Genomic DNA, 23,219 nt, shown 5'->3' on the forward strand with positions numbered 1-23,219 from the left:
CCGGGACGTACCGTCGCACCGGGCGCCACCCGCGAGGGTGACGCCCGGTGCGCGATTACGGCCGGGCGAAACCGGCCCGTCACGTCACCGCGCGGGAGGACCCGCGCCCCGGCCGCGGTGTCAGGCCTTGGTCGGGACCGTGATCTTGCCGCTGACGATGTCGGCCTTCAACTCGTCCAGCTTGGCCTTGATGTCGTCCACGTGGCCGCCGGACGTGGCGTAGCCGATGCCGTCGTTGCTCAGGTTGTACTGCTTGGTGCCGCCCTTGAAGGACCCGTTGGCGACGCTCTCGACGAAGTCGAACACCGCGACGTCCACGTGCTTCTCCATGGACGTGAGGATGTAGTCCTTCACGCCGGCGACCGCGGGCTGGTTGTACTGGTCGGAGTCGACCCCGATCGCCCACTTCTTCTTCGCGCCGACGGTCTTGATGACGCCGATGCCCGCGCCGCCCGCCGCGTGGTAGATCACGTCGGCGTTCTGGTCGAGCTGGCCCTTGGCGGCCTCGTTGCCGAGGCCGGCGTCCTTGAAGCCGTTGAAGTTCGGCGGCTGGGTCAGGTACTTGGCCGGCAGCACCTTGATCCCCGGCTTGGCCTTCTTCGCGCCGGCCTGGTACCCGGCGAAGAACTTGTTGATCAGCGGCACGTTGACGCCGCCGATGAACCCGATCGTGCCGGTCTTGGACTTCAGCGCCGCGGCGGCGCCGACGAGGTAGGACCCCTGCTCCTCGGAGAAGCAGGCGCCGCTGACGTTCGCGCCCTCGACCTTGCACTGGTCGGCGTCCACGACCAGGAACTTGGTGTCCGGGAAGTCCTTGGCGACCTTGTTGATCGAGGCGGTGTAGGCGAAGCCGACGCCGATCACCACGTTGTAGCCCTTGTTCGCCAGCAGCCGCAGGCGGGACTCCTTGTCGGAGTCCGGCTCGTCGGGCTTGGCCGAGATCTCCTCGGTCTGGACGTTCAGGTCCTTCTTGGCCTTGTCGAGGCCCGCGGCGGCCGAGTCGTTGAAGGACTGGTCACCGCGGCCGCCGATGTCGAAGGCCAGGCCGATCTTGAGGGTCTTCTTGTCGCCCTCGCCGCCACCACCGGTGTCCGCCTTCTTGCCTCCGCACGCGGATGCGCTGAACGTCAGCGCCGCACCCGTCACGGTGACGAGCGTTATCTTCAGTCCACGGCGCAAGGTAGCGCTCCTTCCGTTCCCCACCCACGGTCCGGCGACCGGTCCGGTCACCGAAATCGATCGGACGCTACCTCGCGAATGCGGGCAAACTTCCCGCCTGCACGGATTCGCAACAGGTCCGTTACCAATGCGTACGCATATCGCCACAGGTCAGCGCGCCGATCGGGCACGCGGTCCGGGGTGCCGGACCGCCAGACCAGAGGGTAACCGAGGGGGCGGGGAGCCGCACCGGGCCGCTACTCCCGGTGATCGATGGGGTGTGATCAAGCCGGGACCAGGCAGGAGGCGCGGGGACGGGGGGTCAGGCGAGCGCGGCGCCCTCGATCGGCTCGGCGTCGCCGGGACGGCCGCCCTCCCACAGCGCGGTCAGCGCGGTGGCGCTCAGCACCCGGACGCCCACAGCGACGCATCGCTCGTCCACGTCGAAGTCGCCGCGGTGCAGGTCGTACTCGCCGGGGGAACCGGGGGTGCGGACGCCGAGCCGGGCCAGCGCCCCGGGGATCGACTCCAGGTACCAGCCGAAGTCCTCGCCGCCGAGGCTCTGCGGGGTCGGGACGACGCCGTCCTCGTCCATCACCTGCGCGGCGGCGTCCCGGAACATCTGCACGCTGGCCGCCTCGTTCACGGTCGGCGGGACGCCCCGGACGTACTCCAGCGACGCCTCGACGTCGTAGGCGGCGGCGACCGACTGCAGCAGCGCCTTCATCATCTCCGGCGCCCGGTGCCACGCCTCGTCGTCCAGGCAGCGCACGGTGCCCTCGGCGATCCCGTCGTCCGGGATGGCGTTGGCGACGGACCCGGCCGAGACCCGCCCCCACACCAGCGACAGGCTGGAGCGGGGGTCGACGCGCCGGGACAGCGCGGACGGCAGCTCGGTGACGATCTTGGCGAGGGCGTAGACGAGGTCGGCGGTCAGGTGCGGCCGGGCGGTGTGCCCGCCGGGGCCGGTGACCTTCACGTACACCTTGTCGCAGGCCGCGGTGATCGGGCCGGTGCGCAGCCCGAGCTGGCCGACCTCGATGCGGGGGTCGCAGTGCAGCGCGAACGCGCGGTCGACGCCCGCGATGCCGCCGGCGGCCATCACGTCCAGCGCGCCGCCCGGGGTCTCCTCGGCGGGCTGGAACAGCAGCCGGACCCGGCCCGGCAGCAGCCCGGCCTCGGCCTGCTGCGCCAGGAACAGGCCCGCGCCCAGCACCATCGCGGTGTGGACGTCGTGGCCGCACGCGTGCGCGACGCCCGGGACCGTGGACCGGTACTCCACGCCCTCCTTCTCGTCCTGCAGCGGGAGCGCGTCGATGTCGGCCCGCAGCGCCACGGTCGTGCCCTCGGCGGGGCCGATGTCGCAGAACAGGCCGGTGCCCTTCGGCAGGATCACCGGCTCCAGGCCGGCCGCGCGGAGGCGGTCGGCGAGCTTCTTGGTCGTGCGGTGCTCGGCGTAGCCCAGCTCGGGGTGCATGTGCAGGTCGCGGCGGAACGCGATCAGCTCGTCCTCGTGCTCGGCGAGGAACGCGTCGAGCTGCGGCTGCAGCACGGCGCCGCCCAGCACGGAGGGGATGCGCGGAACGCCCGCGGCGGCGGGCCGGCCCTGCTCCTCCTCGGCGCCCTCCGACACCGCGCCCTGCGGCGCCGTGCTCTGCGGGAGGGCGTTCTGCGGGAGAGCGTCCCGGGGCGGGGCGCCCGGTGTCACTGCGGCCCGCGATCCGGCCTCGCCGGGCAGGTCGCGGCCCTCGGGGCCCGCGGGCCCCGGGGCGGTGGGTGGTTCAAGGCCGGGCATCACCCCGGGTCCCGGTTGGGTCATGTGCGCCCCCTGCGCGACGGCGGAGCCGAACGGCGTCCGCCCGGTGATCCGCGTGTTCTCGGAAACCTTCTCGTTGTCCGCCGGACCGCGGCCGGCGGGACCGGCGTTGCCGGGGCCCGCGTCCGCGGGACCGGCGTTCGCGGGGTCGGCCGTGCGTTCCGGCTCCTCATCAGGCTCCGGCATGTACGACCTCCCCCAGTGTGACGAACCTGTCCTCCGCGAGCTCGGTGATCGCCGCGTCGACGATGTTCTCCAGCGTCCCGCCCTCGGCGCGGATCGCGCGCTGCCGCTCGTACGGGGCGCCGTGCTCCAGTACCTCCCCGGCGACCTTCAGCTCCTCGGCGCAGCCGAGCCGGTCGGCCACCGGTTCGAGCTCCCTGATCAGCTCGTACAGGTCGTCGCGGAGCGGCGCGGTGTTCCCGGCGTCATCGGTGATCACGATGGCGTCGAGCCCGTACCTGGTGGCGCGCCACTTGTTGTCGCGCACCACCCAGGCCGCCGGCCGCGGGAGGGTGTAGCCGCGGTCGAGCTGCTGCTCGAAGAGCGTGACGAGACTCTGGCACAGCGCGGCCGCCATGCCCACCTCTCGCAGGGTGGGAATCCCGTCGAACATCCTGATCTCGACCGTGCCGAAGTCGGGATGCGGGCGGATGTCCCACCAGACCTCTTTGATGCTCCGTATGGTTCCCGAACGCATCAGCGTGTCCATGTAATCCTCGAAGGCCGCCCAGTCGTCTAGCAGGTGGGGCGGCCCGGCCGTCGGGAGCTGGCCGAAGACCACCGCCCGGCAGGACGCGAGGCCGGTGTCGCTGCCGGTCCAGAACGGGCTGGACGCGGTGAGCGCGAGGAAGTGCGGAAGGTAGGACGAGAGCGCGTTGACGATCGGGATCGCCTTGGCGCCGTCGGAGACGCCGACGTGGACGTGAACGCCGAACGTCTGGATGCGCCGCGCCAGCCACTGCATCTCCTCGATCAGCTGGGCGTAGCGCCGCATCGGCGCCATCACCGCGTCCCGCCAGTCGCTGATCGGGTGGGTGCCGGTGCAGGCGAGCGCGAGACCGCGCTCGGCGGCGGCGCCGCGGAGGGTGGACAGCGTCCCGGAGAGGTCGGCCTTGGCCGCGCCCACGGTGTCGCAAATGCCGGTCACGACCTCGACCGTCGACTCCATCAGCTCGTGGCGGACGCGCGGGTTGTCGCCGTCCTCGCTGAGCGCGGGCAGGGCGGCGAGCACCTCGCGTGCGTCCTGCCGCAGGTGCCTGGTCTCCGCATCGACGAGCTGGATCTCCCACTCGACGCCGAGCGTCGCGCCGTTCGATGCGGTGAAGTCAATGGCCACGGCCAACCTCCGTCCACAATCCTTGCAGGTCGTTGCGTGGCACGTGGCGCTATTCAGCCAGCGGGTCCCTAAGCCTGGACAAACGCCGGTCCAGGTCACGTGTTCACTCCATGATGGCGTCCGTGCCCGCCACCCTGCCGGGTGTCCATGCCCTTTGCGGATCAATTGACTCATGCGGACGGTCGGCGGGCGGGTGGGGGTCCTACTTTTCGGTCATCGATCTTGCCGATGGCACCACTAGATCGAACTAGTCAGCCCGTCCCAAAATACCTTCCATGACTCGCCGTGACCAAGAGCGGGCGCCCCTTACGTACCGTGAGATCACCTGTGCACCCTGGGTCGCGTTCTGTCCCGTGCTTGCCGTCTTCACGTCCGGGTACCCCTTCGCCGGATACGTCGCCTAGTCTTCGGGGGAGTCATGGGCGTTGGGCGCATGCGCGCCGGGAGCGATGGAGCTTCCGTGGGAGTGAGGAGCGTCGGGAGCTTGCGACCACAGCGACGAGGGCCGGCCGGCGTCCGCCGCGCCCTGACGGTGTTCACGGTACCGATCGCCGCCGCCTCGCTCGCGGCCGCACCGGCCTTCGCCGCCGCGCCCGCCGCGGCGGCACCGCACGCGCGGGCCACCGCGCCCGAGCCGGTCGGCGGGCCGCAGCTCGCCACCCGCGGCATCGTCGCCGGGAAGGCCCCGGGCGTGCCCGCGCCGCCGCGGATCAAGGCGGCCTCGTACCTGATCGCGGACGCCGACACCGGCCAGGTCCTGGCCGCCAAGGACCCGCACGGGCAGTACCTGCCGGCGAGCACGCTGAAGACGCTCACCGCGCTCGCGCTCGTCCCCAGGCTGGACCCGAACCGGCTCGTCCGGCCGTCGCAGAAGGCGTGCGACGTCGAGGGCACCAAGGTCGGGCTCACGCCCAAGATGCGCTACAAGGTCTCCGACCTGTTCCACGCGCTGCTGATGATGTCGGCCAACGACGCGGCGGTGTCGCTGGCCGAGGCGGCCGGCGGGATGAAGCAGACCCTCGCCGCCATGAACGCCGAGGCCAAGCGGATCAACGCCCACGACACCCTCGCCGGGTCGCCGAACGGGCTGGACAAGGACCTCGGGCTCAGCGTCCGGACGCAGCACACCTCCGCCTACGACCTCGCGCTCATCCTGCGCGAGGGGATGAAGAACCCGCAGTACCGCGCCTACATGCAGGCCATCGACCACAAGTTCCCCGCGCCGCCGACCAAGAAGGAGCGCAAGAAGGGCAAGAAGGTCGGCGGGTACCCGATCCACACGCACAACCGCATGCTGCCGGGCGAGCGGAACGCCTACCAGGGAATGCTCGGCGGCAAGAACGGCTACACGATCGCCGCGCAGCAGACCTTCGTCGCGGAGGCGCGGCGCGGCGGCCACACGATCGTGATCTCGCTGATGCGGGCGGACCGGCCGCCGTCGGCGTACGCCGCCAAGCTCCTCGACTGGGGCTTCGCCGCCCGCGGCAAGGTCCAGCCGGTGGGCACGCTGGTGCCGCCGGAGCAGGCCGAGAAGACCGGCGAGCGGGACTCCGGCGTCCTGCCGGACGCCCCGCTCGCCTCGGACGACTCGTCCCGCCGGTGGCTGCTCGTCGGCGGCGGCGCGGTCGGCGCCCTGCTCGCGATCACCGCGCTGTTCGTGGTGCTGCGGCGGCGGCGCCGGCTGGAGGCGGCCCGCCAGGGAACCGGCCGGTAAAGCTTCCCTCACCGCCCGCCCCGGGTATGGTCGGGGCGGGCCCGGCGGGCTTACGCTCGCGGTGGCGCCGGTGACCTCGCCGCTGCCGCGAGACGGCGGACCGGTGCCGCGGGAGGAAACGGCGCCATGTCCGACTTGTACGTCACCGCGCCCGGCGTGTCCGCCCTTGAGCATCCGAACGTGACGCTACTGAAGGACGGCTACACGGCCTTCGCCAAGGGCGACATGGAGCTCATCCGCGGGCTGCTCGCCGACGACGTCGTCCACCGCGTCCCGGGGCGCGGGCCGATCTGCGGGGAGTACCGGACGCCCGAGGAGGTCCTCGGCTTCTACGTCCGGCTGTTCGAGCTGTCCGGCGGGACGTTCCGTGCCGAGCCCTACTCGGTGATGGCCGATGACGAGTACGGCGCGGCCCTCGTGCAGACCTACGCCGAACGGCCGGGACGGGTGCTGGACGGCCGCGCGGTCGACCTGTTCCGCATCCGGGACGGGAAGATCACCGAGATCCGGACGCTGGCGGAGGATCAGTACGCCGACGACGCCTTCTGGTCCTGAGAGGCCTTCTGGTCCTGAGAGGCCTTCTGGTCCTGAGACGCCTTCTGCTCCTGAAGCGCCTCGGCCTCGGCGCGGTCGGTCCGGTTCTCCGGGTCGGCGGCGTCGGCGGTGAGGACGACGCGGCGGGTCGCCGTCCAGGCGGCGACGAACAGCGCGAACCGGGACGCCACGTTGATCCACACCATCAGCCCGACCAGCACGGCGAACGTGCCGTAGACGGGGTTCCCGGTCGTCCGGCCGAGCAGCAGCGCCGCGATCTGCTTGAGGACCTCGAAGCCGACCGCGCCGAACACCGCGCCGCGGATGATCCGCCGCCACGGCGCCCGCGTCCCCGAGAGCCGGGTGAACAGCACCAGGAAGACCACGGTGTCGAAGAAGATCGCGCAGGTCAGCGACAGCAGCCGCAGCCCGGTGCCGGCGCCGGGGACGTCCTGCAGCCCCCACCAGTCGAGGACGGTGTGGGTGGCGGACGTCGTGACGGTCGTGACCGCCATGCCGCAGACGAGGATCAGGCCGAGGAAGCCCAGCACGCCGAGGTCCCACAGCCGTTTGAGGAAGAAGTTGCCGCCGCCGCCCGGCTCGTTGCCCCAGATGTCGCGCAGGGACTCGCGCAGCACCTGCACCCACCCCTGCCCGGTGATCAGCAGCGCTATCAGGCCGACGACCCCGACGGTGGTCTTGGACCGGGCGATCTGCTCGACGTCCAGCTGGTCGGCGAGCCCCGGCAGCTGCGAGCTGATCGCTTGGACGAAGTAGTCGCGGGCCTCGTCGCTGACCCCGACGAGGTAGCCGAGCAGCGCGTAGGCCAGCGCCAGCAGCGGGAAGAACGACAGGAACGCGTAGCACGTGAGGGCGGCGGCGAGCCGGTCGCCGCGGCGGTCCTGGTACCGCTCCAGCGCGCGGACCTGGTGGTCGAACCACGGGCGGCGCTCCCGCGTCTTGCGCAGCAGGTCCTTTCCCTTGCCGAACAGAGACTCGCTCTGCCGCTGGACCTTGCCGATCACCTGCCGCATGCACGCAACGTACCCGGGGGAGCCCCGTCGATGCGGCAGACCGTAATCATCCGTTGAACACAGCGTTTTTCGGCGTGCCGGCCGCGCGCCGTCCGCGCGGCGCTGGGGAGGCGTCCGTCAGCGCCTGGGCGACCGGATGACGCCGTTCCCGAAGATGAAGTCGCACTCCGGACGCCACACGCCGTCCGGCCCGTGCTCGTAGAGGGAGAACCCCCACGCCTCGAAGTCGGCGCTGTACCCGGCGAGCTGCTTGAACGCCCGGTCCATGACGTCGTCGGGCAGGTGGTGGGCGATGGTGACGTGCGGGTGGTACGGGAACGGCAGCGGCCGGGCGAGCGGGCCCGACAGAACCTTCGTCTGGACGCGCTCGCAGCCGCCGATCCCCTCGGCGAGCGCCACGAACACCACCGGCGACACCGGCCGGAACGTTCCGCTGCCGCGCAACCTGATCGGGAACGGGGTCTCGGTGCGCGCGACGCCGCGCAGATGCTCCTCGATGGCGTCCAGGTCGGCCTCGCGCACGACGGTCGGCGGCAGCAGCGTGATGTGCGTCGGGATCGCGTGGGCGAGCGGATCGCCGAACGAGGCGCGCCTGGCCTGCAGGAAGGAGCCGTGCGGGTCGGGGATGGGGATGGCGACGCCGATCGTGCGCGTCCCCTCGCCGGCGCCCGCGACCGCGCCGCCCGTCGCGGAGGGCGCCCCGGCGGGGCCCTCCGCGGCGGCGTCGCGCGGGGGACGGTCAGCGACCACGTCCCACGAATCCCACCCGTTCGCGCACGGTCTCCATCGTCCCGGCGGCGACGTCGGAGGCGCGCCGGGCGCCCTGGGCGAGGAGCCGGTCCAGCTGCTCCTCGTCGTCCAGCAGTTTCAGCGTGCGCTCCCTGATCGGCGTGAACGTGTCGAGGACGACCTGTGCGAGGTCCTTCTTGAACCGCCCGTACCCGGAGCCCTCGTACCGGCGCTCCAGGTCGGGGATGGGCGTACCCTCCAGCGCGGAGAAGATCCGCAGCAGGTTGGTGACGCCGGCCTTCTTCTCCTCGTCGTAGACGATCTCGGTGCCGGTGTCGGTGACCGCGCGCATGATCTTCTTGCGCATCGGGCCGGGCTCCTCCAGCACGTCGATGATCCCCTGCGGGGAGGACGCGGACTTGCTCATCTTCGCGTCCGGCTCCTGCAGGTCGGTGATCTTCGCGGCGCCCTCGGGGATGTGCGCCTCCGGCGGCACGAAGGTGTCGCCGAACCGGTGGTTGAACCGCTGCGCGAGCGTGCGGGTCAGCTCCAGGTGCTGCCGCTGGTCCTCGCCGACCGGGACGCGCAGCGCCCGCTTCCCCCGGGTGGGGTCGGGCGAGTACAGCAGGATGTCGGCGGCCTGCAGGATCGGGTAGGTGAACAGGCCGACGCTCGTCCCGCCGGTGCCCTGCCTGGACGACTTGTCCTTGAACTGCGTCATCCGGCCCGCCTCGCCGAACCCGGTGAGGCAGCTGAGCACCCACGCCAGCTCCGCGTGCTCGGGGACGTGGCTCTGCACGAACACGGTGGCGCGCTCGGGGTCGAGGCCCATCGCGAGGAGCTGCGCGACGGCGACCTTCGTCCGGCGGCGCAGCAGCGCGGGGTCGTGCTCGACGGTGATGGCGTGCAGGTCGACCACGCAGTAGAACGCGTCGTGCGTGTCCTGCATCGAGACCCACTGCCGCAGCGCGCCCAGATAGTTGCCGAGGTGGAACGAGTCGGCGGTGGGCTGGATGCCGGACAGCACGCGCGGCTTGGCCGCGGCCGTTCCGGCGGACGCTTCGGGGCGGGACGCTTCGGGCATGTGCACGGACCGATTCTCTCAGGTGTCGCTTGCGGTTCCGCCGCCGGTGGCCCCTCCGGTGACCGCGGCCTTCGGCGCCACGCGCGGCATGACGCGCACGCGGGCCACCCGCCGGCCGTCCATCCGGGCCACCGCGAGACGGCGGCCCCCGGCCTCCACCGAGTCGCCCTCGGCGGGCACCCGGCGCAGCACCGCCATGATGTGCCCGGCGACCGTCTCGTACGGCCCGGCCGGCAGCCGGATGCCGGTCTCGGCGGCGAAGTCGTCCAGGTTGAGCAGGCCGTCGACCTCGACCACCCCGCCGTGCAGGCGGCGCGCCTGCGCGTCCTGCACATCATATTCGTCGCGGATGTCGCCGATCAGCTCCTCCAGCAGGTCCTCCAGCGTGACGATCCCGGCGACGCCGCCGTACTCGTCCATGACGATCGCCAGGTGGCAGCCCTCGCGGCGCATCTCGGTCAGGGCCGGCAGCACCCGCTTGGAGGACGGCAGGAACTTCACCGGCCGCACCAGGTCGCCCACCGGCGCGTCCCCGTCCGGCGGGTCCCCGTCCGGCGCGTCGGGGGCCAGCAGGTCGCGGATGTGCACGAAGCCGATCACCTCGTCGTGGGAGTCGCGGCAGACGGGGAACCGGGAGTGCGGGCTGCCCGACGCGGCGCGCGCGGCGGCCGTCAGCGGCAGCGCCGCGTCCAGGAACACCACCTCGGTGCGCGGCACGAGGACCTCCCGCAGCGGCCGCTCCCCCGCCGCGAACACCTCCCCGATCAGCGCCCGCTCGTCCGCGGTGAGCTGGGTGTTCTCCGCCACGAGGGCGCGCATCCGCTCCGCCGTGAGCTCCTCCCGCAGCGCGTGCGGGTCACCGCCCGACAGCCGCACGACGAGATCGGTCGAACTCGACAGCAGCCACACCAGGGGCCGCGCCAGGGTGCGCGCGGGCCTCGCGGGCGGCCGGGGCGGCGTCCGGTCCATGGGTTCAGCCTTCCCCGTTCGGCGTTCCGGATAGCCTGGACGCACCCCGCCGTCCGAGAGTCTCCTCAAGGAGGTCCGTCAGTGAAGCTGCTCGTCACCGGAGGCGCCGGCTACGTCGGCAGCGTCGTCTCCGCCCTGCTCCTGGAGGCGGGACACGAGGTCGTCGTGCTGGACGACCTGTCCACCGGCCACGAGGACGCGGTGCCGGACGGCGCCCGGCTCGTCCGCGGCACGCTGCGCGACACCGCGGCGGACGTCCTCGGCGGCGCCGGGTTCGAGGCGGTGCTGCACTTCGCCGCCAAGTCGCTCGTCGGCGAGTCCGTCGAGAAGCCCGGCCTGTACTGGGACAAGAACCTCGGCGAGTCGCTGGCCCTGCTGGAGGCGATGCGCGCCGCGGGCGTCCCCCGGATCGTGTTCTCCTCGACGGCCGCGACCTACGGCGAGCCGGAGTCGACGCCGATCCTGGAGACGGACCCGACCCGCCCCACCAACCCCTACGGCGCGTCCAAGCTGGCGATCGACACGGCGCTGGCCGAGTACGCGCGGCTGCACGGCATCGGCGGGGTGTCGCTGCGGTACTTCAACGTCGCGGGCGCCCACGGGCGGCACGGCGAGCGGCACACGGTCGAGACCCACCTGATCCCGAACGTGCTGAAGATCGCGCAGGGCGAGGGCGACACGGTGCGGATGTTCGGCGACGACTACCCGACGCCGGACGGCACCTGCATCCGCGACTACATCCACGTCACCGACCTCGGCCGCGCGCACCTGCTCGCGCTGGACGCGTGCGCGCCGGGCACGCACCAGGTCTTCAACCTGGGCAGCGGCACCGGCAACTCCGTCCGGGAGGTCGTCGAGGCCTGCCGCGAGGTCACCGGCCGCGAGATCCCGGCCGAGGTGGCGCCGCGCCGCGCCGGGGACCCGGCCGTGCTGGTCGCCTCGTCGGAGAAGATCCAGGCCGAGCTCGGCTGGAAGCCCGAACGCGACCTGCGCACCATGATCGATGACGCGTGGACCTTCCTGCGCTCGCGATGATCGAGGCGTTCCGCGAGGCGTTCGGGCGCGCCCCCGAGGGCGTCTGGCACGCGCCCGGCCGGGTCAACCTGATCGGTGAGCACACCGACTACAACGACGGTTTCGTGCTGCCGTTCGCCATGTCCCTGGGCGTCTCGGTGGCCGCGGCGCGGCGCGACGACGGCATGGTCGAGGTCCGGTCGCGGCAGGCCGCCACCGCCGTCACCGCTCCGGTGGCGGGCGGGCCGGTCGTCTCCGAGAACTGGCCGCCCGAGCGGGCCTGGGCGGCCTACCCGGTCGGCGTCGCCCGCGTGCTGCGCGAGCACGGCACCGGCGGCGCGTCCCTGCTGATCGACTCCGACCTGCCGCAGGGCGCGGGGCTGTCCTCGTCCGCCGCCCTGGAGTGCGCGACGGCGCTCGCGCTGTGCGACCTGCACGGCGTGCGGATCGACCGCCCGGCCCTGGCCCGGCTCGCGCAGCGCGCCGAGAACGAGCAGGTCGGCGTGCCGTGCGGGCTGATGGACCAGTCGGCGTCCCTGCTGTGCACCGCCGGCCACGCGCTGATGCTGGACTGCCGCAGCGAGCTGTCGTCGCAGGTCCCGTTCGACCCGGCCGCATCGGACATGGCCCTGCTGGTGGTCGACACGCGCGCCTCGCACGCCCTCTCCGAAGGAGACTACGGCCGCCGCCGCACCGAATGCGAGGAGGCCGCGTCGCTTCTCGGCGTGGACGCCCTCCGTGACGTCAAGGACCTGGCCACCGCCCTCGGGACGCTGCCCGACCCCGTCCTGCGGCGCCGCGTCCAGCACGTCGTCACCGAGAACCACCGCGTCGAGGCCACCGTCGGCCTGCTGCACGCGGGCGCCCTCCCCGAGCTCGGCGCGATGCTCAACGCCTCGCACCTCTCCCTGCGCGACCAGTTCGAGATCTCCTGGCCCGAGGCCGACACGGCCGTCGACGCCGCGCTGCGCGCCGGCGCCCGCGGCGGCCGCATGGTGGGCGGCGGCTTCGGCGGCTCGATCATCGTGCTGGCCCCCGCGTCCCGCGCCGCCGCGGTGCGGGACGCGATCACCGCGGCCTACGAGAAGCGTTCCTGGACGCTCCCCGCGTTCCTGGAGGCCACCCCCTCGGCGGGCGCCCGCCGCCTCCACTGACCGCTCCGGCCGGTCAGGTGTTCAGGGCCGAGGTGATGTCGTCGTGGAGGCGGGTCGCCTCCTCGGCGGGCCCGGTCTCGCCGAGGGCGGTGAAGCCGTCCACGGCCGCGGAGGCGTGGGACGCGGCCTCCGCGAGGGCGCCCGTCCGGGCCAGGACACGGGCCTGGTCGTAGGAGACCAGGGCGGTCTCCCAGATCCGGGCCGGCTCGTTGTCGGGGGGCAGGCCCGCCAGGGCCGCGCGGGCCGTCTCCATGATGGTGACGGCCTTCTCGCCTTCACCGCTCCACAGCCGGGACATCGCCGCGCGGCGGCGGGCGTGGACCACGCCGTACGGGTCGCCGGCCTTCTCGAACGCCTCGGCGGCCTCGGCGAACCGCTCGGCGGCCAGGGCGTCCTTGTCGAGGTCGCTCAGGACGTCGGCGGCCTCGTCGAGGAAGTGCGCGACGGCGTCGTGGCGGCCCTCCTGCGCGGCCTCCTCGGCGAGGGCCTGGAACGTCGTGGCGGCGTCCTCCTCGCCGAGGCGTTTCTGGGCGTGCGCCAGGATCAGGCGGCAGCGCCGCACGACGTCACCGTCGAGGCCGGGCAGCGCCTCCTCGGCGGCCTCGGCGGCCTCCAGGTGGCGGTCCGCGGCCAGGTAGGCGGCGGCGAGGTCCACGCGGAGATGGACGGCCTGCTCGTGCGAACCCCCGGCCGTCCAGGCGGCGATGGCCTCCACGAGGTCGGGGACGGCGTCGGCCGCGCGGTCGGCGGCCAGCAGCGCCAGGCCGCGGTCGCAGTGCGCCGCCGCGCGCATCGGCGCGGAGCCCGGCAGCGCGGCGATCGCCTCGTCCAGCAGGGCGAAGGTCTCCTCGTCCGGGCCGCTCTCCCGCGCGGCCAGGATCCGGGCGAGCAGCAGCGCGGGCGCGGCCACCTCCTCGGGGTCCGCGGAGGTCCGCGCGGCGCCGGCGGAGCGGCGCAGCGCTTCGGCGGCACCGTCGGCGTCGCCGAGCTTGAGCAGCGCCTGCCCGCGGACGAACCACGCCTCGCCGGCCCGGTTCCCGGAGCGGAGCTCCAGCGGAGCGGAGGGAGCCGGGCCGGCCGGCTCTTCCGGGGGGCGTGGGGGGTCGTCCCCCCACAGGAGACCGGCCCGATCCGGCGCGTCGTCCTCGGCGATCCGGTCGAGGGCGGCGACGGCGTCCTCCGGGTTCCCGAGGTCGACGTGCGCGGTGGCCAGCCGGATGAGCGAGCCCGTGGCCGCGCCGTCGTCGTCCGGGTGGTGCGCGAAGTACTCGGCGGCCGCGGCCACGTCCTGGAGGCCGTCCTTGTCGCCCGTCTGCACGCGCATCCCGCCGAGGCGGCTGAGCACGCGGTGCCGGCGGGTCTCGTCGCCCAGCTCGGCGAACCGGCGGGCGGCCTCGTGCCAGCACGCGACGGCCTCCTCGTGGTCGCCCTCGACGGCGTGCTCGACGCCTTGCGCGTCCAGGCGGCGGGCCTTCTGGAGCGGCGTCGGCTCCGTCGTCTCCGCGAGGGCGTCGAAACGCCGCCACGCGGCCAGGGTGCGTGCGATGTCCTGGCGTGTGCGGCGCTCGTCCGCGATGTCGAGGAGGGCGTCCAGGTCGTCCACGCCCGTGAAGTCCTCCTGCGGGACGGGCCGGGGCGCCGGGGCCGGGGCGGGCGCGGCACGCCGGTGGTGCGCGGCCAGCGGGACGAAGTCGGCGAACGGCTCGGCCGCCAGCGTCGCGCGCACCAGGTCGCCCTGGCGGGACGTCCCGTTGCGGGCGTCGAACCGGTCCGCGAGATCCGTGGCGCGGGTCCGCAGCTCCTCGCGGAGGTCCGGGAGCGGCACGTCGGCGGCCGGGCGGCCGTCGGCGGCGGGGCGGCGGACGGTCGCCGCGCCGTGTCCGGCGGCGGCGACCCGGTCCAGGACCAGCGCCGCCGCGGCGGCGAACCGCATCTCCGCGTGCGCGCTCGGCGCCCGGTCCAGCCACCCGAGATGCCGCTGGACGATCTCCAGCCCGCGCGCCTCGTTGCCCGTCACCGCGCAGAACTCCAGGTGGTCGGCGATGTCGGACAGGTCGGCGAGCCGCGACCGGTGCACCCGGTAGGCGCGGCGGTGCGCGTCGGCGGCCTGCTCGGGACGGCCCGTCCGCAGGAACACCGGCATCATCGCGGTCCGGATCGACTGCGGCTGCTCGTTGCAGGTCAGCCGGGCGGCCAGCACGGGCGCGGCGATCTCGGCCGCCTCCTCGTGGCGGCCGGTCTCGACGAGGTGGTTGACCATGCCGGTCGGGTCGCAGCCCTCGCAGTCCGACAGCTCGTCCCGCCGGGCCGCGCGCCACTTCGCGTACCAGTCGTCGGCCGTCCCGTCGCCGATGTGGCGGGCCACGAGGTGGCGGCGCCGGTAGACCGCCTGCGGGCTGTGGCCGCCGGCGAGGTAGCGGCGCTCCATGTCGTCCAGCACCGCGTACGTCCGGTCGAGCGGGATCTCCGGGAACAGCGTGAGGGCGCCCACCATGCCCTTCATCTGCCACAGCAGGAAGTGCTCCTCGTCGAACCGGCCGGGGTCGCGGTCGTGCTCGGCCAGCGACCGGCTGAACGTCGCGAACGCCTTCGCCGGCTCGCCGCCGAACTGGTAGGCGTCGGTCAGCCGGACCCGCACCCGGTACGCCAGCACCTCGTCGCCGGCCGCCTCGGCGCGGCGCAGCGCGTCCTCCACCAGGACGGTCCTGGCCTCCCCGTAGGGCAGCTCCTGCGATCGCGTCATCAGCGCGTAGACGTCCTCAGCGGTCATTCGGGAGCCTCCGGGGAGTGGACGGCCCACTCCAGCAGGCCGATGAAGGAACGGTTCAGCACCGCCGTGTCGGCGGGCCGCAGCGGATGGTGGCCGAGCAGCAGCGCCTGCCCGTACAGGGCCTGGACGGCCGGCTCGACCGGCCCGCCATCCCCCAGCGCCGTGATGCGACGGGCCAGCGGGTTGCGGTGGTTCAGCACCAGCTGCGGGCGGTCGGCGCCGGCCGTGGCGCCGACGGCGCCGAGCACGTCCGCCCACAGCTCGCCGGCCTCCTCCTGCGCCCGCGTCAGCTCCTCGCGGAACTGCGCGTCGCGGCTCGTGAGGTACAGCGCGGGCAACGACGCGGGATCGAAGTCGCGGACGACCACCTCGCACCCGAGCCGCTCCACGGCCCGCTGCGCCGCCGCCAGGAACGGGCGCAGCGCCAGCTCGGCCGCCGGGTCGAGGACGCCGAACGTGGTGGTCAGCTCCGCCGCGTCCAGCCGGGCGAGCCGGATGTCGGGGTCCACCTCGGGCAGCCGCTCGATGATCTCGGTGTCGTGCACGTAGCCGCCGTTGACGAGGCCGACGCCCTGCGCGCCCGCCACCGCCGACAGCCGCCGGAACTCGTCCACGCTCGCGGTGAACCGGCCGTCCGGGTGCCGGCGGCGGAACTCGTGCAGCGTCATCGGCCCGGCGGACGTCTCGTACTCCAGCCAGCGGTCCACGATGCGCAGCATGTCGTCGTCGTGCAGGGCCATCGCCTTCACCCCGAGCTGGTGGAGCCGCAGGAAGGCGCGCAGCCTCGCCGGATCGGTCTCGGCCAGCGCCACCAGCCACTGCCGCAGGACGTCGCCGAGCCCGTGCCTGGTCGCGTCGAGCAGCTCGTCCTCGTACAGCGCCTCGCGGCTGGCGGTCGGGCGCAGCTCGCCCGCGTCCACGACGCACCGAGCGAAGAACGCCCACTCGGGCAGCAGCCCCTCGACGCCCTCGGCCAGCAGCATCCGCTTCAGGTAGACGCGGTGCGCGGACCGGGCGGTCGGCGAGACCGGCTCCGGCAGCACGAACGCGACCCCGGTGAGGCCCGCCTCCGGCACGTCGAGGTCGACGACGTCGAACGGGACGAACCCGTAAAGCTCCTCGCAGTAACGTTCCAGCGCCCGGCGGCGCGCGGCCGGGTCGGGGTACTGCGCCCGCCACGGCGGCCCGTCCCCGGTGACCGGCGCCCCGTCGACGGTCAGCTCCACCGGCAGCAGCGATCCGTACGTGCGGGCCAGCTCGGCGACGACCGGCGGGCTCAGCAGCTCCGCCGCCCCCGGCCGGGCCCGGAGCGTGACCGTCGTGCCGGGCTCGTCCCGCTCGCCGGGCTCGACCCGGTAGCTGCCCTCGGACCGTCCCGTCCAGCGGACGGCGCCGCCGCCCTTCGCGGACCTGGTCACGACCTCGATCTCGTCCGCGACGAGGAAGGCGGACAGCAGCCCGATCCCGAACTGCCCGAGGAAGTCGTGCCGCGCGAACCCCAGCTCGTCCCGCTTGGACGACCGGCCGATCGTCGCGAGCAGCGTGTGCACCTCGTCCTCGGTGAGGCCGACCCCGTCGTCGTGGACCCGCAGCGTCCCGCCGCCGGTCTCGATCTCGACCCGGCCGCCCTCGCCGCGCGCCGTGATCGCGTCCACCGCGTTCTGCAGCAGCTCCCGCAGGTACACCCGCGGGGTCGCGTACAGATGGCGGCTCAGCAGATCCACCACACCGCGCAGGTCGACCTGAAACGCCTGTTCCGCCACCGGTACGCCTCCCCCGATCACCATCCGAGCGATCACACACCCTAGCGACCGATTCCGACGCCTTCAGATCTTTTGTCACCCCCGCCGCTCGCCCGGGCGCCGCCCGTGAGCGGATCCGGTGCCGCGGACCTCGACGGGCGGAGAGTGATGGCTTCGCCCAGATCCGGCAAATACTTCGGCGCCCGGCTCCCCTCCGCCGTCCCGGCCGCGATAGGGACGAAGAGGAGAAACGATGCCGTTCTGATCCCGAGGAGGGGCCGTGTCACCGGACGCCACGCGACAGGAGGAGTTCAGCGGCCTCATGGTCGACGTCCTCAACAAGGGAGCGCTGGCCCTCCTCGTGAGCGTCGGCCACCAGACCGGCCTGTTCGACACCATGAGCACGCTGCCCCCGTCCACGAGCTCCGACATCGCCAAGGCGGCACGGCTCGACGAGCGGTACGTGCGCGAATGGCTGGGCGGCATGGTCGTCGGCGGCATCCTGGAGTACGAGCCGGACGGCGCGACGTACACGCTGCCTCCCGAACACGCCGCCTCGCTCACCACCGCCGCCGGCCCCGACAACCTCGCCGGGCTGATGCCGTACATCGCGCTGATGGGCGAGGTCGAGCAGCGGGTCGTCGCGTCGTTCCGCGAAGGCGGCGGCGTCCCCTACTCCGCCTACCCCCGCTTCCAGGCCCTCCAGGCGAAGGAGACGGCCCGCGTGTACGACGCGGCCCTCGTCGACACGATCGTCCCGATGGTCCCGGGCCTGACCGAGCGGCTGAGCGAGGGCATCGACGTCCTGGACGTGGGCACCGGCCAGGGGCACGCGCCCATCGTCCTGGCCCGCGCCTTCCCGAACAGCCGCTTCCAGGGCCTCGACCAGTCGGAGGAGGGCATCGCCGCCGCGCGCAGGGAGGCCGACCGGCTGTCCCTGGACAACGTCGGCTACACGATCGGCGACGCGACGCGGATCACCGGACGGTACGACCTGGTCACCGCCTTCGACGTCATCCACGACCTGGCCCGGCCGCAGGAGACCCTCGACGCCATCGCCGCGTCCCTCCGCGACGGCGGCGTCTTCCTGATGGGCGACATCGCCGCGTCCAGCAACCTGGAGGAGAACCTGGACCATCCTTTCGGGCCCGCGATCTACAGCTTCTCGGTCTTCTACTGCATGACCACCTCGCTGAGCACCGGCGGCGCCGGCCTCGGCACCGTCTGGGGAGAGCAGACCGCCCGGCGGATGCTCAAGGAGGCGGGCTTCACCGACGTCCAGGTCCACTCGATCGAGGGGGACCCGCTGAACATCTACTACGTGGCGAGGACCACCCCCGCCTGACCGACGGCCGGCCGTAGATCTCGGCGCATCTCATACACCTTCAGGCAGAGGGCGTGAGTCGATGACTCTGGCGACGAAGCCCGCCAGTTGCACCCGCATCTCCTCGCGCGGCACGCCCTCTAGTCCGGCCAGGCGTTCGACGAGGTCGGCCCGGGTGGCGGCGAGCAGCACATGGGCCGTGAAGTCGATGCCGGTCAGGCCGGGGATCTGCTCCAGCATGGACTGGAGCAGGCTGTGCCACCGCTCGTAATGCTCTGCCTGGTAAGGGCTGTTGCTTCCGCTCTCCTCCAAGGCCAGCGCGAGAGGGCGGTTGTCGAGCTTGAAGCACAGGACGGCGTCGAGCAGAGCGGCCACGCGCTGATCCGGAGGGGTGGTGGGCCCCAGAGGTGGCGGGCCGGCTTCGACGGCCTTCCTGATCGGTTCGAGCCGTGCCTCGTACAGTGCGCGGAGCAGGCCGGCGCGGTCGCCGAAGGCACGGAAGGCCGTTCCCTTACCCACACCGGCCGCCGTCGCGATGTCGGCCATGGTGACGTCCTCTGGGCTCTCGCAGTGGGCGAACAGGTGGTCGGCGGCCTCAAGGACGGCCTTCCTGTTCCGGGCGGCGTCCTTGCGGGGCTTGCGCTCGGGCACGCGGCTCCTCCATTTGCAAACCGGACCCCGAGTCCATATCGTAAAAAGTGGACCTGGGGTCCAGATTCTACGATATGGAGGATGCCCATGTCCGGACTGCCGGAACCCGCTCGTCGTGCAAGAACCCGGCACCGACTTCGCCGGGAGCAGCCGATGACCACCGCCGGCACCACGTTGATCATCGGCGCCACCGGGACCACCGGCAGCCGCACCGCCGCGCGGCTGACGGCCGGCGGTCACCACGTCAAGGCCGCCGGCCGTCACGCCACCGCCGTCCCCGGCGCGGAGCCGGTCCCCTTCGACTGGTACGGCCCCGCCACCCACGCCGCCGCCCTCGACGGGGTCGACCGCCTCTACCTCGTGCCACCCCCGGGCGACGTCGATCCGGCGGCGATCATGCTGCCCTTCCTCGAACAGGCTCGCGCCGCCGGCGTCCACCGCGCGGTGCTCCTCAGCTCCTCGGCCATTCCCGAGGGCGGCCCGGCGGTGGGAATGGTGCATCGGGCCCTGCCCGGCCTGTTCGAGCAGTGGGCGGTGCTGCGTCCCTCCTGGTTCATGCAGAACTTCACCGGCACGCACGTCCACGCCCTCAGCATCCGCGAAGACGGCACCATCTGGACCGCCGCCGGAAGCGGCCGGGTCGGCTTCATCGACGCCGGAGACATCGCAGCCGTCGCAGTCCACGCCCTGACCGACGAACAGGCCCCGAACACCGAGCTCGTTCTCACCGGGCCGGAGGCGCTGAGCTACGACGACATCGCTACATGCATCACCGAGGTCTCCGGCCGGTCGGTGACCCACCGCCCCCTGTCCTACGAGGAGATGCGCGACCGCCTCACCGGCCAGATGTCGCCGGAATTCGCCGCGATGCTCGCCGGCATGGACCAGGCCATCGCCGAGGGAGCCGAGGACCGCGTCACCGGCACCGTCCAGCACGTCACCGGCCGGCCCCCGCGCGCCTTCCGCGCCCTCCTCGAAGAGGAGATGTGACGAAGCGGATATGGGCGAGCCCCGGACCCGAGGCGGGTCCGGGGCTCGTCCGCACAAGGGTCAGATGAGGCCGAGCTTGCGGACCGCGTCGCGCTCCTCCGACAGCTCGTTCACCGAGGCGTCGATGCGGGCGCGGGAGAAGTCGTTGATCTCCAGGCCCTGGACGATCTCCCAGTCGCCGTCCTTGGTGGTGACCGGGAAGGACGAGATCAGGCCCTCCGGGACGCCGTAGGAGCCGTCCGACACGACCGCCATGGACGTCCAGTCGTTGTCGGCGGTGCCGTTCACCCAGGTGTGCACGTGGTCGATCGCGGCGGACGCGGCCGACGCCGCCGACGACGCGCCGCGCGCCTCGATGATCGCGGCGCCGCGCTTGGCGACGGTCGGGATGAAGTCGTTCTCCAGCCAGGCCTGGTCGTTCACCGTCTCGGCGGCGTTCTTGCCGGCGATCTCGGCGTGGAAGATGTCCGGGTACTGGGTGGCGGAGTGGTTGCCCCAGATCGTCAGCCTCCGGAGGTCGGCGACCGAGACGCCCGCCTTCTTCGAGAGCTGCGCGAGCGCGCGGTTGTGGTCGAGGCGCGTCATCGCGGTGAACCGGTCGGCCGGGACGTCCGGCGCGTGCGACTTCGCGATCAGGGCATTGGTGTTCGCCGGGTTGCCGACGACGAGGACCTTGATGTCGTCGGCGGCGCCGGCGTTGATCGCCTCGCCCTGCGGCTTGAAGATGCCGCCGTTGGCCTCCAGCAGGTCACCGCGCTCCATGCCCTTGGTGCGCGGGCGGGCGCCGACGAGCAGCGCCACGTTCGCGCCCTCGAACGCCTTCGTCGCGTCGTCGAAGATGTCGACGCCGGACAGCAGCGGGAACGCGCAGTCGTCCAGTTCCATCGCGGTGCCCTCGGCGGCCTTCACCGCCTGCGGGATCTCCAGCAGCCGCAGGCGGACGGGTACGTCCGCGCCGAGGAGCTGCCCGGACGCGATGCGGAACAGCAGCGCGTAGCCGATCTGGCCCGCGGCGCCGGTAACGGTGACGGTGACTGGGGTGCGCGTCATTGCCTTCTTCTCCTGCTGTGACCTGACGGGGCTCAGGCGGCCATCCTTCGAACCCGACCGCCGGAGAGTCCGCCCGCGCGGGTTCTCTCGCCGTCGAGATAGTTCCGGGGATCAGGCTATCGCGCGCCCCCTACCCGCCACCGGCCAGGTTCACCACCCGGCATGCCGCCGGTCCCCGGACACGCGGAAGGCCGCCCCGGAACGAATCCGAGACGGCCTTCAACCCCGCGTGCGCGGGGACCACGGTGTGTCACGCCCGACCAGCGGGGCGAAGCCGGGACCATCCCCGCATGTGCGGGGAGCAATCCCTTGAATACTATCCGTTGATCTTCTTCTGGAGGTTGGTGTCGAGAGCCTCCAGGAATTCCTGCGTCGTCAGGAAAGGCGTGTCCTTGCCGACAAGGAGAGCCAGGTCCTTGGTCATCTGGCCGCCTTCGACCGTCTTGACGCAGACCTCTTCGAGGTTGCGGGCGAAGCCGATCAGCTCCGGGTTGTTGTCGAGCTTGCCGCGGTGCTCGAGGCCGCGGGTCCAGGCGAAGATCGACGCGATCGGGTTGGTCGACGTCGGCTTGCCCTGCTGGTGCTGCCGGTAGTGCCGGGTCACCGTGCCGTGCGCGGCCTCGGCCTCGACGGTCTTGCCGTCCGGGGTCATGAGGACCGACGTCATGAGGCCGAGCGAGCCGAAGCCCTGCGCGAGGGTGTCGGACTGGACGTCGCCGTCGTAGTTCTTGGCCGCCCAGACGAACCCGCCCTCCCACTTGAGCGCCGCGGCGACCATGTCGTCGATGAGGCGGTGCTCGTAGGTGAGGCCCTTGGCCTCGAACTCGGCCTTGAACTCGGTCTCGTAGATCTCCTGGAAGAGGTCCTTGAACCGGCCGTCGTAGGCCTTGAGGATCGTGTTCTTCGTGGACATGTACAGCGGCATCTCGCGGTTGAGCGCGTACCGCATGCTCGTCCGGGCGAAGTCGCGGATCGAGTCGTCGAAGTTGTACATGCCCATCGCGACGCCGCCGCCGGGGAATTCGGCGATCTCCAGCTCCATCGGCTCGGAGCCGTCCTGCGGGGTGTAGGTGATCGTCACCTTGCCCGGGCCCGGGACGACGAAGTCGGTGGCCTTGTACTGGTCGCCGTGGGCGTGGCGGCCGATGATGATCGGCTTCGTCCAGCCGGGCACCAGGCGGGGGATGTTGGACGCAACGATCGGCTCACGGAAGATCACGCCGCCCAGGATGTTGCGGATCGTCCCGTTCGGGGACCGCCACATCTTCTTCAGGCCGAACTCCTCGACGCGCGCCTCGTCGGGGGTGATGGTCGCGCACTTGACGCCCACGCCGTACTGCTTGATGGCGTTGGCGGCGTCGACGGTGACCTGGTCGTCCGTGGCGTCACGGTGCTCGATTCCCAGGTCGTAGTACTTCAGGTCCACATCGAGGTAAGGCAGGATCAGCTGGTCCTTGATGAATTTCCAGATGATCCGCGTCATTTCGTCGCCGTCGAGTTCGACGACCGGGCCCGCTACTTTGATCTTGGGCATGCTGTTGCTGTCCCTTTCCTACACCTGGCCAGCAGTCCTTGTAAGGCTCAACTGGCTAGGCTAGCCGAGGCGGTCATGAGGTCTAGACCTGCCCTCGGCCCGTGGCCGGCGGGGCAGGCCTCCCCCGGGGACGGCGCGCTAGCCCGGCGGGCCGCCGCCCGGCCTGGCGGAGCGTCCGGCGATGAGCAGCCGCACGCCGCGCGCCAGCGCCGTCAGCGCGATCAGCACGCCGAACGCGCCGGCGAGGACGAGCCCGGTCTTGTTCATCGGCGGGACGCTCAGGGACACGAACGCGACCATCTCGCCGAGGATCACGAGCGTCCAGCAGTCGACCGAGCGGCTCCGGACGGCGAGCGGGCCGAGCTGCGACTCGGGCAGCAGCAGCCGGGCGAGCGCGCCGATGAGCAGCGCGGCGGCCATCAGGCCGGAGCCCTTGCGGAAGTAGTTGAAGGCGCACAGCGTGAGCCCGGCGCCGACGCCGCTGAGCACGAGGAGGTACGGCAGCTGGGCGAGCCAGTGCGGCGCGGCGCCTCTGCGGCGCGGCGCCCTGCGCCTGCGCCGGTGCACCTGGGTGCTCATGGCCCTCACGGTATAGCCAATCGGTCCGCCGGAC

Annotated in this window: 19 protein-coding genes; 6 read left to right on the top strand and 13 right to left on the bottom strand. The window is 72.4% G+C overall.

Translation table 11 applies throughout. The features are described 5' to 3' along the window. Positions 1–120 precede the first annotated feature (120 nt). The 3 genes from K8Z49_RS21805 to K8Z49_RS21815 all read right to left on the bottom strand — a co-directional run bounded on the left by K8Z49_RS21805 (position 121) and on the right by K8Z49_RS21815 (position 4,313). Positions 121–1,179 (bottom strand): BMP family lipoprotein, encoded by a 1,059-nt coding sequence (locus K8Z49_RS21805; protein WP_412520524.1) that lies wholly within the window; start codon positions 1,177–1,179, stop codon positions 121–123. Positions 1,180–1,480: 301 nt separating this feature from the next. After that, on the bottom strand, positions 1,481–2,722 hold the full coding sequence (locus K8Z49_RS21810; RefSeq protein WP_024936145.1) for an amidohydrolase: 1,242 nt from the start codon (positions 2,720–2,722) through the stop codon (positions 1,481–1,483). 424 nt (positions 2,723–3,146) lie between these two features. Then, positions 3,147–4,313 (bottom strand): glutamate--cysteine ligase, encoded by a 1,167-nt coding sequence (locus tag K8Z49_RS21815; RefSeq protein WP_021598473.1) that lies wholly within the window; start codon positions 4,311–4,313, stop codon positions 3,147–3,149. Between the two features lie 484 nt (positions 4,314–4,797). Between K8Z49_RS21815 and K8Z49_RS21820 the strand changes: the two genes are divergently transcribed. Then, positions 4,798–6,027 (top strand): D-alanyl-D-alanine carboxypeptidase family protein, encoded by a 1,230-nt coding sequence (locus K8Z49_RS21820; RefSeq protein ID WP_412520526.1) that lies wholly within the window; start codon positions 4,798–4,800, stop codon positions 6,025–6,027. Between the two features lie 126 nt (positions 6,028–6,153). Beyond that, the gene (locus K8Z49_RS21825) at positions 6,154–6,582 is read left to right on the top strand and encodes a nuclear transport factor 2 family protein (RefSeq protein WP_021598684.1); all 429 of its coding nucleotides are present in this window, start codon (positions 6,154–6,156) and stop codon (positions 6,580–6,582) included. On the opposite strand, the gene K8Z49_RS21830 is transcribed toward K8Z49_RS21825, so the two are convergent. The 4 genes from K8Z49_RS21830 to K8Z49_RS21845 form a co-directional block, all read right to left on the bottom strand. Beyond that, a complete protein-coding gene (locus tag K8Z49_RS21830) occupies positions 6,552–7,595 on the bottom strand; it encodes a YihY/virulence factor BrkB family protein (RefSeq protein WP_412520528.1) in 1,044 nt (347 codons plus the stop codon). The genes K8Z49_RS21825 and K8Z49_RS21830 overlap by 31 nt on opposite strands. Before the next feature lie 117 nt (positions 7,596–7,712). After that, positions 7,713–8,345, bottom strand: coding sequence for a 2'-5' RNA ligase family protein (locus K8Z49_RS21835; RefSeq protein WP_412520530.1), 633 nt, complete (start codon positions 8,343–8,345; stop codon positions 7,713–7,715). Continuing rightward, entirely contained in the window at positions 8,335–9,408 is a 1,074-nt protein-coding gene (trpS, locus tag K8Z49_RS21840; RefSeq protein WP_021598681.1) for a tryptophan--tRNA ligase, read from the bottom strand. The genes K8Z49_RS21835 and trpS overlap by 11 nt, the downstream gene beginning before the upstream one ends. Positions 9,409–9,426: 18 nt before the next feature. After that, entirely contained in the window at positions 9,427–10,377 is a 951-nt protein-coding gene (locus K8Z49_RS21845; protein WP_412520532.1) for a hemolysin family protein, read from the bottom strand. Between the two features lie 81 nt (positions 10,378–10,458). Here K8Z49_RS21845 and galE point away from each other — a divergent pair, with 81 nt between their 5' ends. Next, positions 10,459–11,412, top strand: a complete 954-nt coding sequence (gene galE, locus K8Z49_RS21850) for a UDP-glucose 4-epimerase GalE (protein ID WP_021598679.1) — start codon at positions 10,459–10,461, stop codon at positions 11,410–11,412. Beyond that, positions 11,409–12,545, top strand: coding sequence for a galactokinase (gene galK, locus K8Z49_RS21855; protein WP_412521119.1), 1,137 nt, complete (start codon positions 11,409–11,411; stop codon positions 12,543–12,545). Before galE ends, galK begins: the two co-directional genes overlap by 4 nt. Before the next feature lie 13 nt (positions 12,546–12,558). Here galK and K8Z49_RS21860 read toward each other — a convergent pair whose 3' ends face one another. Together K8Z49_RS21860 and K8Z49_RS21865 are read right to left on the bottom strand one after the other, a co-directional pair. Continuing rightward, positions 12,559–15,315 carry a hypothetical protein gene (locus K8Z49_RS21860; protein ID WP_412520534.1) on the bottom strand — a complete coding sequence of 919 codons (2,757 nt, stop codon included), beginning with the start codon at positions 15,313–15,315 and terminating at the stop codon, positions 12,559–12,561. Beyond that, complete coding sequence (locus tag K8Z49_RS21865; RefSeq protein ID WP_412520536.1) at positions 15,312–17,078, bottom strand: HSP90 family protein; 1,767 nt, start codon at positions 17,076–17,078, stop codon at positions 15,312–15,314. The genes K8Z49_RS21860 and K8Z49_RS21865 overlap by 4 nt, the downstream gene beginning before the upstream one ends. Before the next feature lie 259 nt (positions 17,079–17,337). Here K8Z49_RS21865 and K8Z49_RS21870 point away from each other — a divergent pair, with 259 nt between their 5' ends. Beyond that, positions 17,338–18,402, top strand: coding sequence for a class I SAM-dependent methyltransferase (locus K8Z49_RS21870; RefSeq protein WP_412520538.1), 1,065 nt, complete (start codon positions 17,338–17,340; stop codon positions 18,400–18,402). A 30-nt stretch (positions 18,403–18,432) separates the two neighbouring features. On the opposite strand, the gene K8Z49_RS21875 is transcribed toward K8Z49_RS21870, so the two are convergent. After that, positions 18,433–19,032, bottom strand: a complete 600-nt coding sequence (locus K8Z49_RS21875) for a TetR/AcrR family transcriptional regulator (protein WP_412520540.1) — start codon at positions 19,030–19,032, stop codon at positions 18,433–18,435. A gap of 153 nt (positions 19,033–19,185) precedes the next feature. Here K8Z49_RS21875 and K8Z49_RS21880 point away from each other — a divergent pair, with 153 nt between their 5' ends. Continuing rightward, on the top strand, positions 19,186–20,022 hold the full coding sequence (locus K8Z49_RS21880) for an NAD(P)H-binding protein (protein WP_412520542.1): 837 nt from the start codon (positions 19,186–19,188) through the stop codon (positions 20,020–20,022). Between the two features lie 60 nt (positions 20,023–20,082). Here K8Z49_RS21880 and K8Z49_RS21885 read toward each other — a convergent pair whose 3' ends face one another. The 3 genes from K8Z49_RS21885 to K8Z49_RS21895 all read right to left on the bottom strand — a co-directional run bounded on the left by K8Z49_RS21885 (position 20,083) and on the right by K8Z49_RS21895 (position 23,185). Next, positions 20,083–21,072: a malate dehydrogenase gene (locus K8Z49_RS21885; RefSeq protein ID WP_021596505.1), complete on the bottom strand. Its 990-nt coding sequence runs from the start codon at positions 21,070–21,072 to the stop codon at positions 20,083–20,085. A 316-nt stretch (positions 21,073–21,388) separates the two neighbouring features. Beyond that, a complete protein-coding gene (locus tag K8Z49_RS21890; RefSeq protein WP_111830280.1) occupies positions 21,389–22,606 on the bottom strand; it encodes an NADP-dependent isocitrate dehydrogenase in 1,218 nt (405 codons plus the stop codon). 138 nt (positions 22,607–22,744) lie between these two features. Then, a complete protein-coding gene (locus K8Z49_RS21895) occupies positions 22,745–23,185 on the bottom strand; it encodes a DUF3017 domain-containing protein (protein WP_021596503.1) in 441 nt (146 codons plus the stop codon). Positions 23,186–23,219: the final 34 nt, after the last annotated feature.

The sequence above is a fragment of the Actinomadura madurae genome, from assembly GCF_047130825.1.
GTDB classification, from domain to species: domain Bacteria; phylum Actinomycetota; class Actinomycetes; order Streptosporangiales; family Streptosporangiaceae; genus Spirillospora; species Spirillospora madurae.

Excerpts from the sequence above, each read along its gene's own strand:
- K8Z49_RS21825 (WP_021598684.1), top strand. The coding sequence starts at position 6,154 with ATGTCCGACTTGTACGTCACCGCGCCCGGCGTGTCCGCCCTTGAGCAT.
- K8Z49_RS21830 (WP_412520528.1), bottom strand. The coding sequence starts at position 7,595 with ATGCGGCAGGTGATCGGCAAGGTCCAGCGGCAGAGCGAGTCTCTGTTC.
- trpS (WP_021598681.1), bottom strand. The coding sequence starts at position 9,408 with ATGCCCGAAGCGTCCCGCCCCGAAGCGTCCGCCGGAACGGCCGCGGCC.
- K8Z49_RS21845 (WP_412520532.1), bottom strand. The coding sequence starts at position 10,377 with ATGGACCGGACGCCGCCCCGGCCGCCCGCGAGGCCCGCGCGCACCCTG.
- galK (WP_412521119.1), top strand. The coding sequence starts at position 11,409 with ATGATCGAGGCGTTCCGCGAGGCGTTCGGGCGCGCCCCCGAGGGCGTC.
- K8Z49_RS21860 (WP_412520534.1), bottom strand. The coding sequence starts at position 15,315 with ATGACCGCTGAGGACGTCTACGCGCTGATGACGCGATCGCAGGAGCTG.
- K8Z49_RS21880 (WP_412520542.1), top strand. The coding sequence starts at position 19,186 with ATGACCACCGCCGGCACCACGTTGATCATCGGCGCCACCGGGACCACC.
- K8Z49_RS21885 (WP_021596505.1), bottom strand. The coding sequence starts at position 21,072 with ATGACGCGCACCCCAGTCACCGTCACCGTTACCGGCGCCGCGGGCCAG.
- K8Z49_RS21890 (WP_111830280.1), bottom strand. The coding sequence starts at position 22,606 with ATGCCCAAGATCAAAGTAGCGGGCCCGGTCGTCGAACTCGACGGCGAC.
- K8Z49_RS21895 (WP_021596503.1), bottom strand. The coding sequence starts at position 23,185 with ATGAGCACCCAGGTGCACCGGCGCAGGCGCAGGGCGCCGCGCCGCAGA.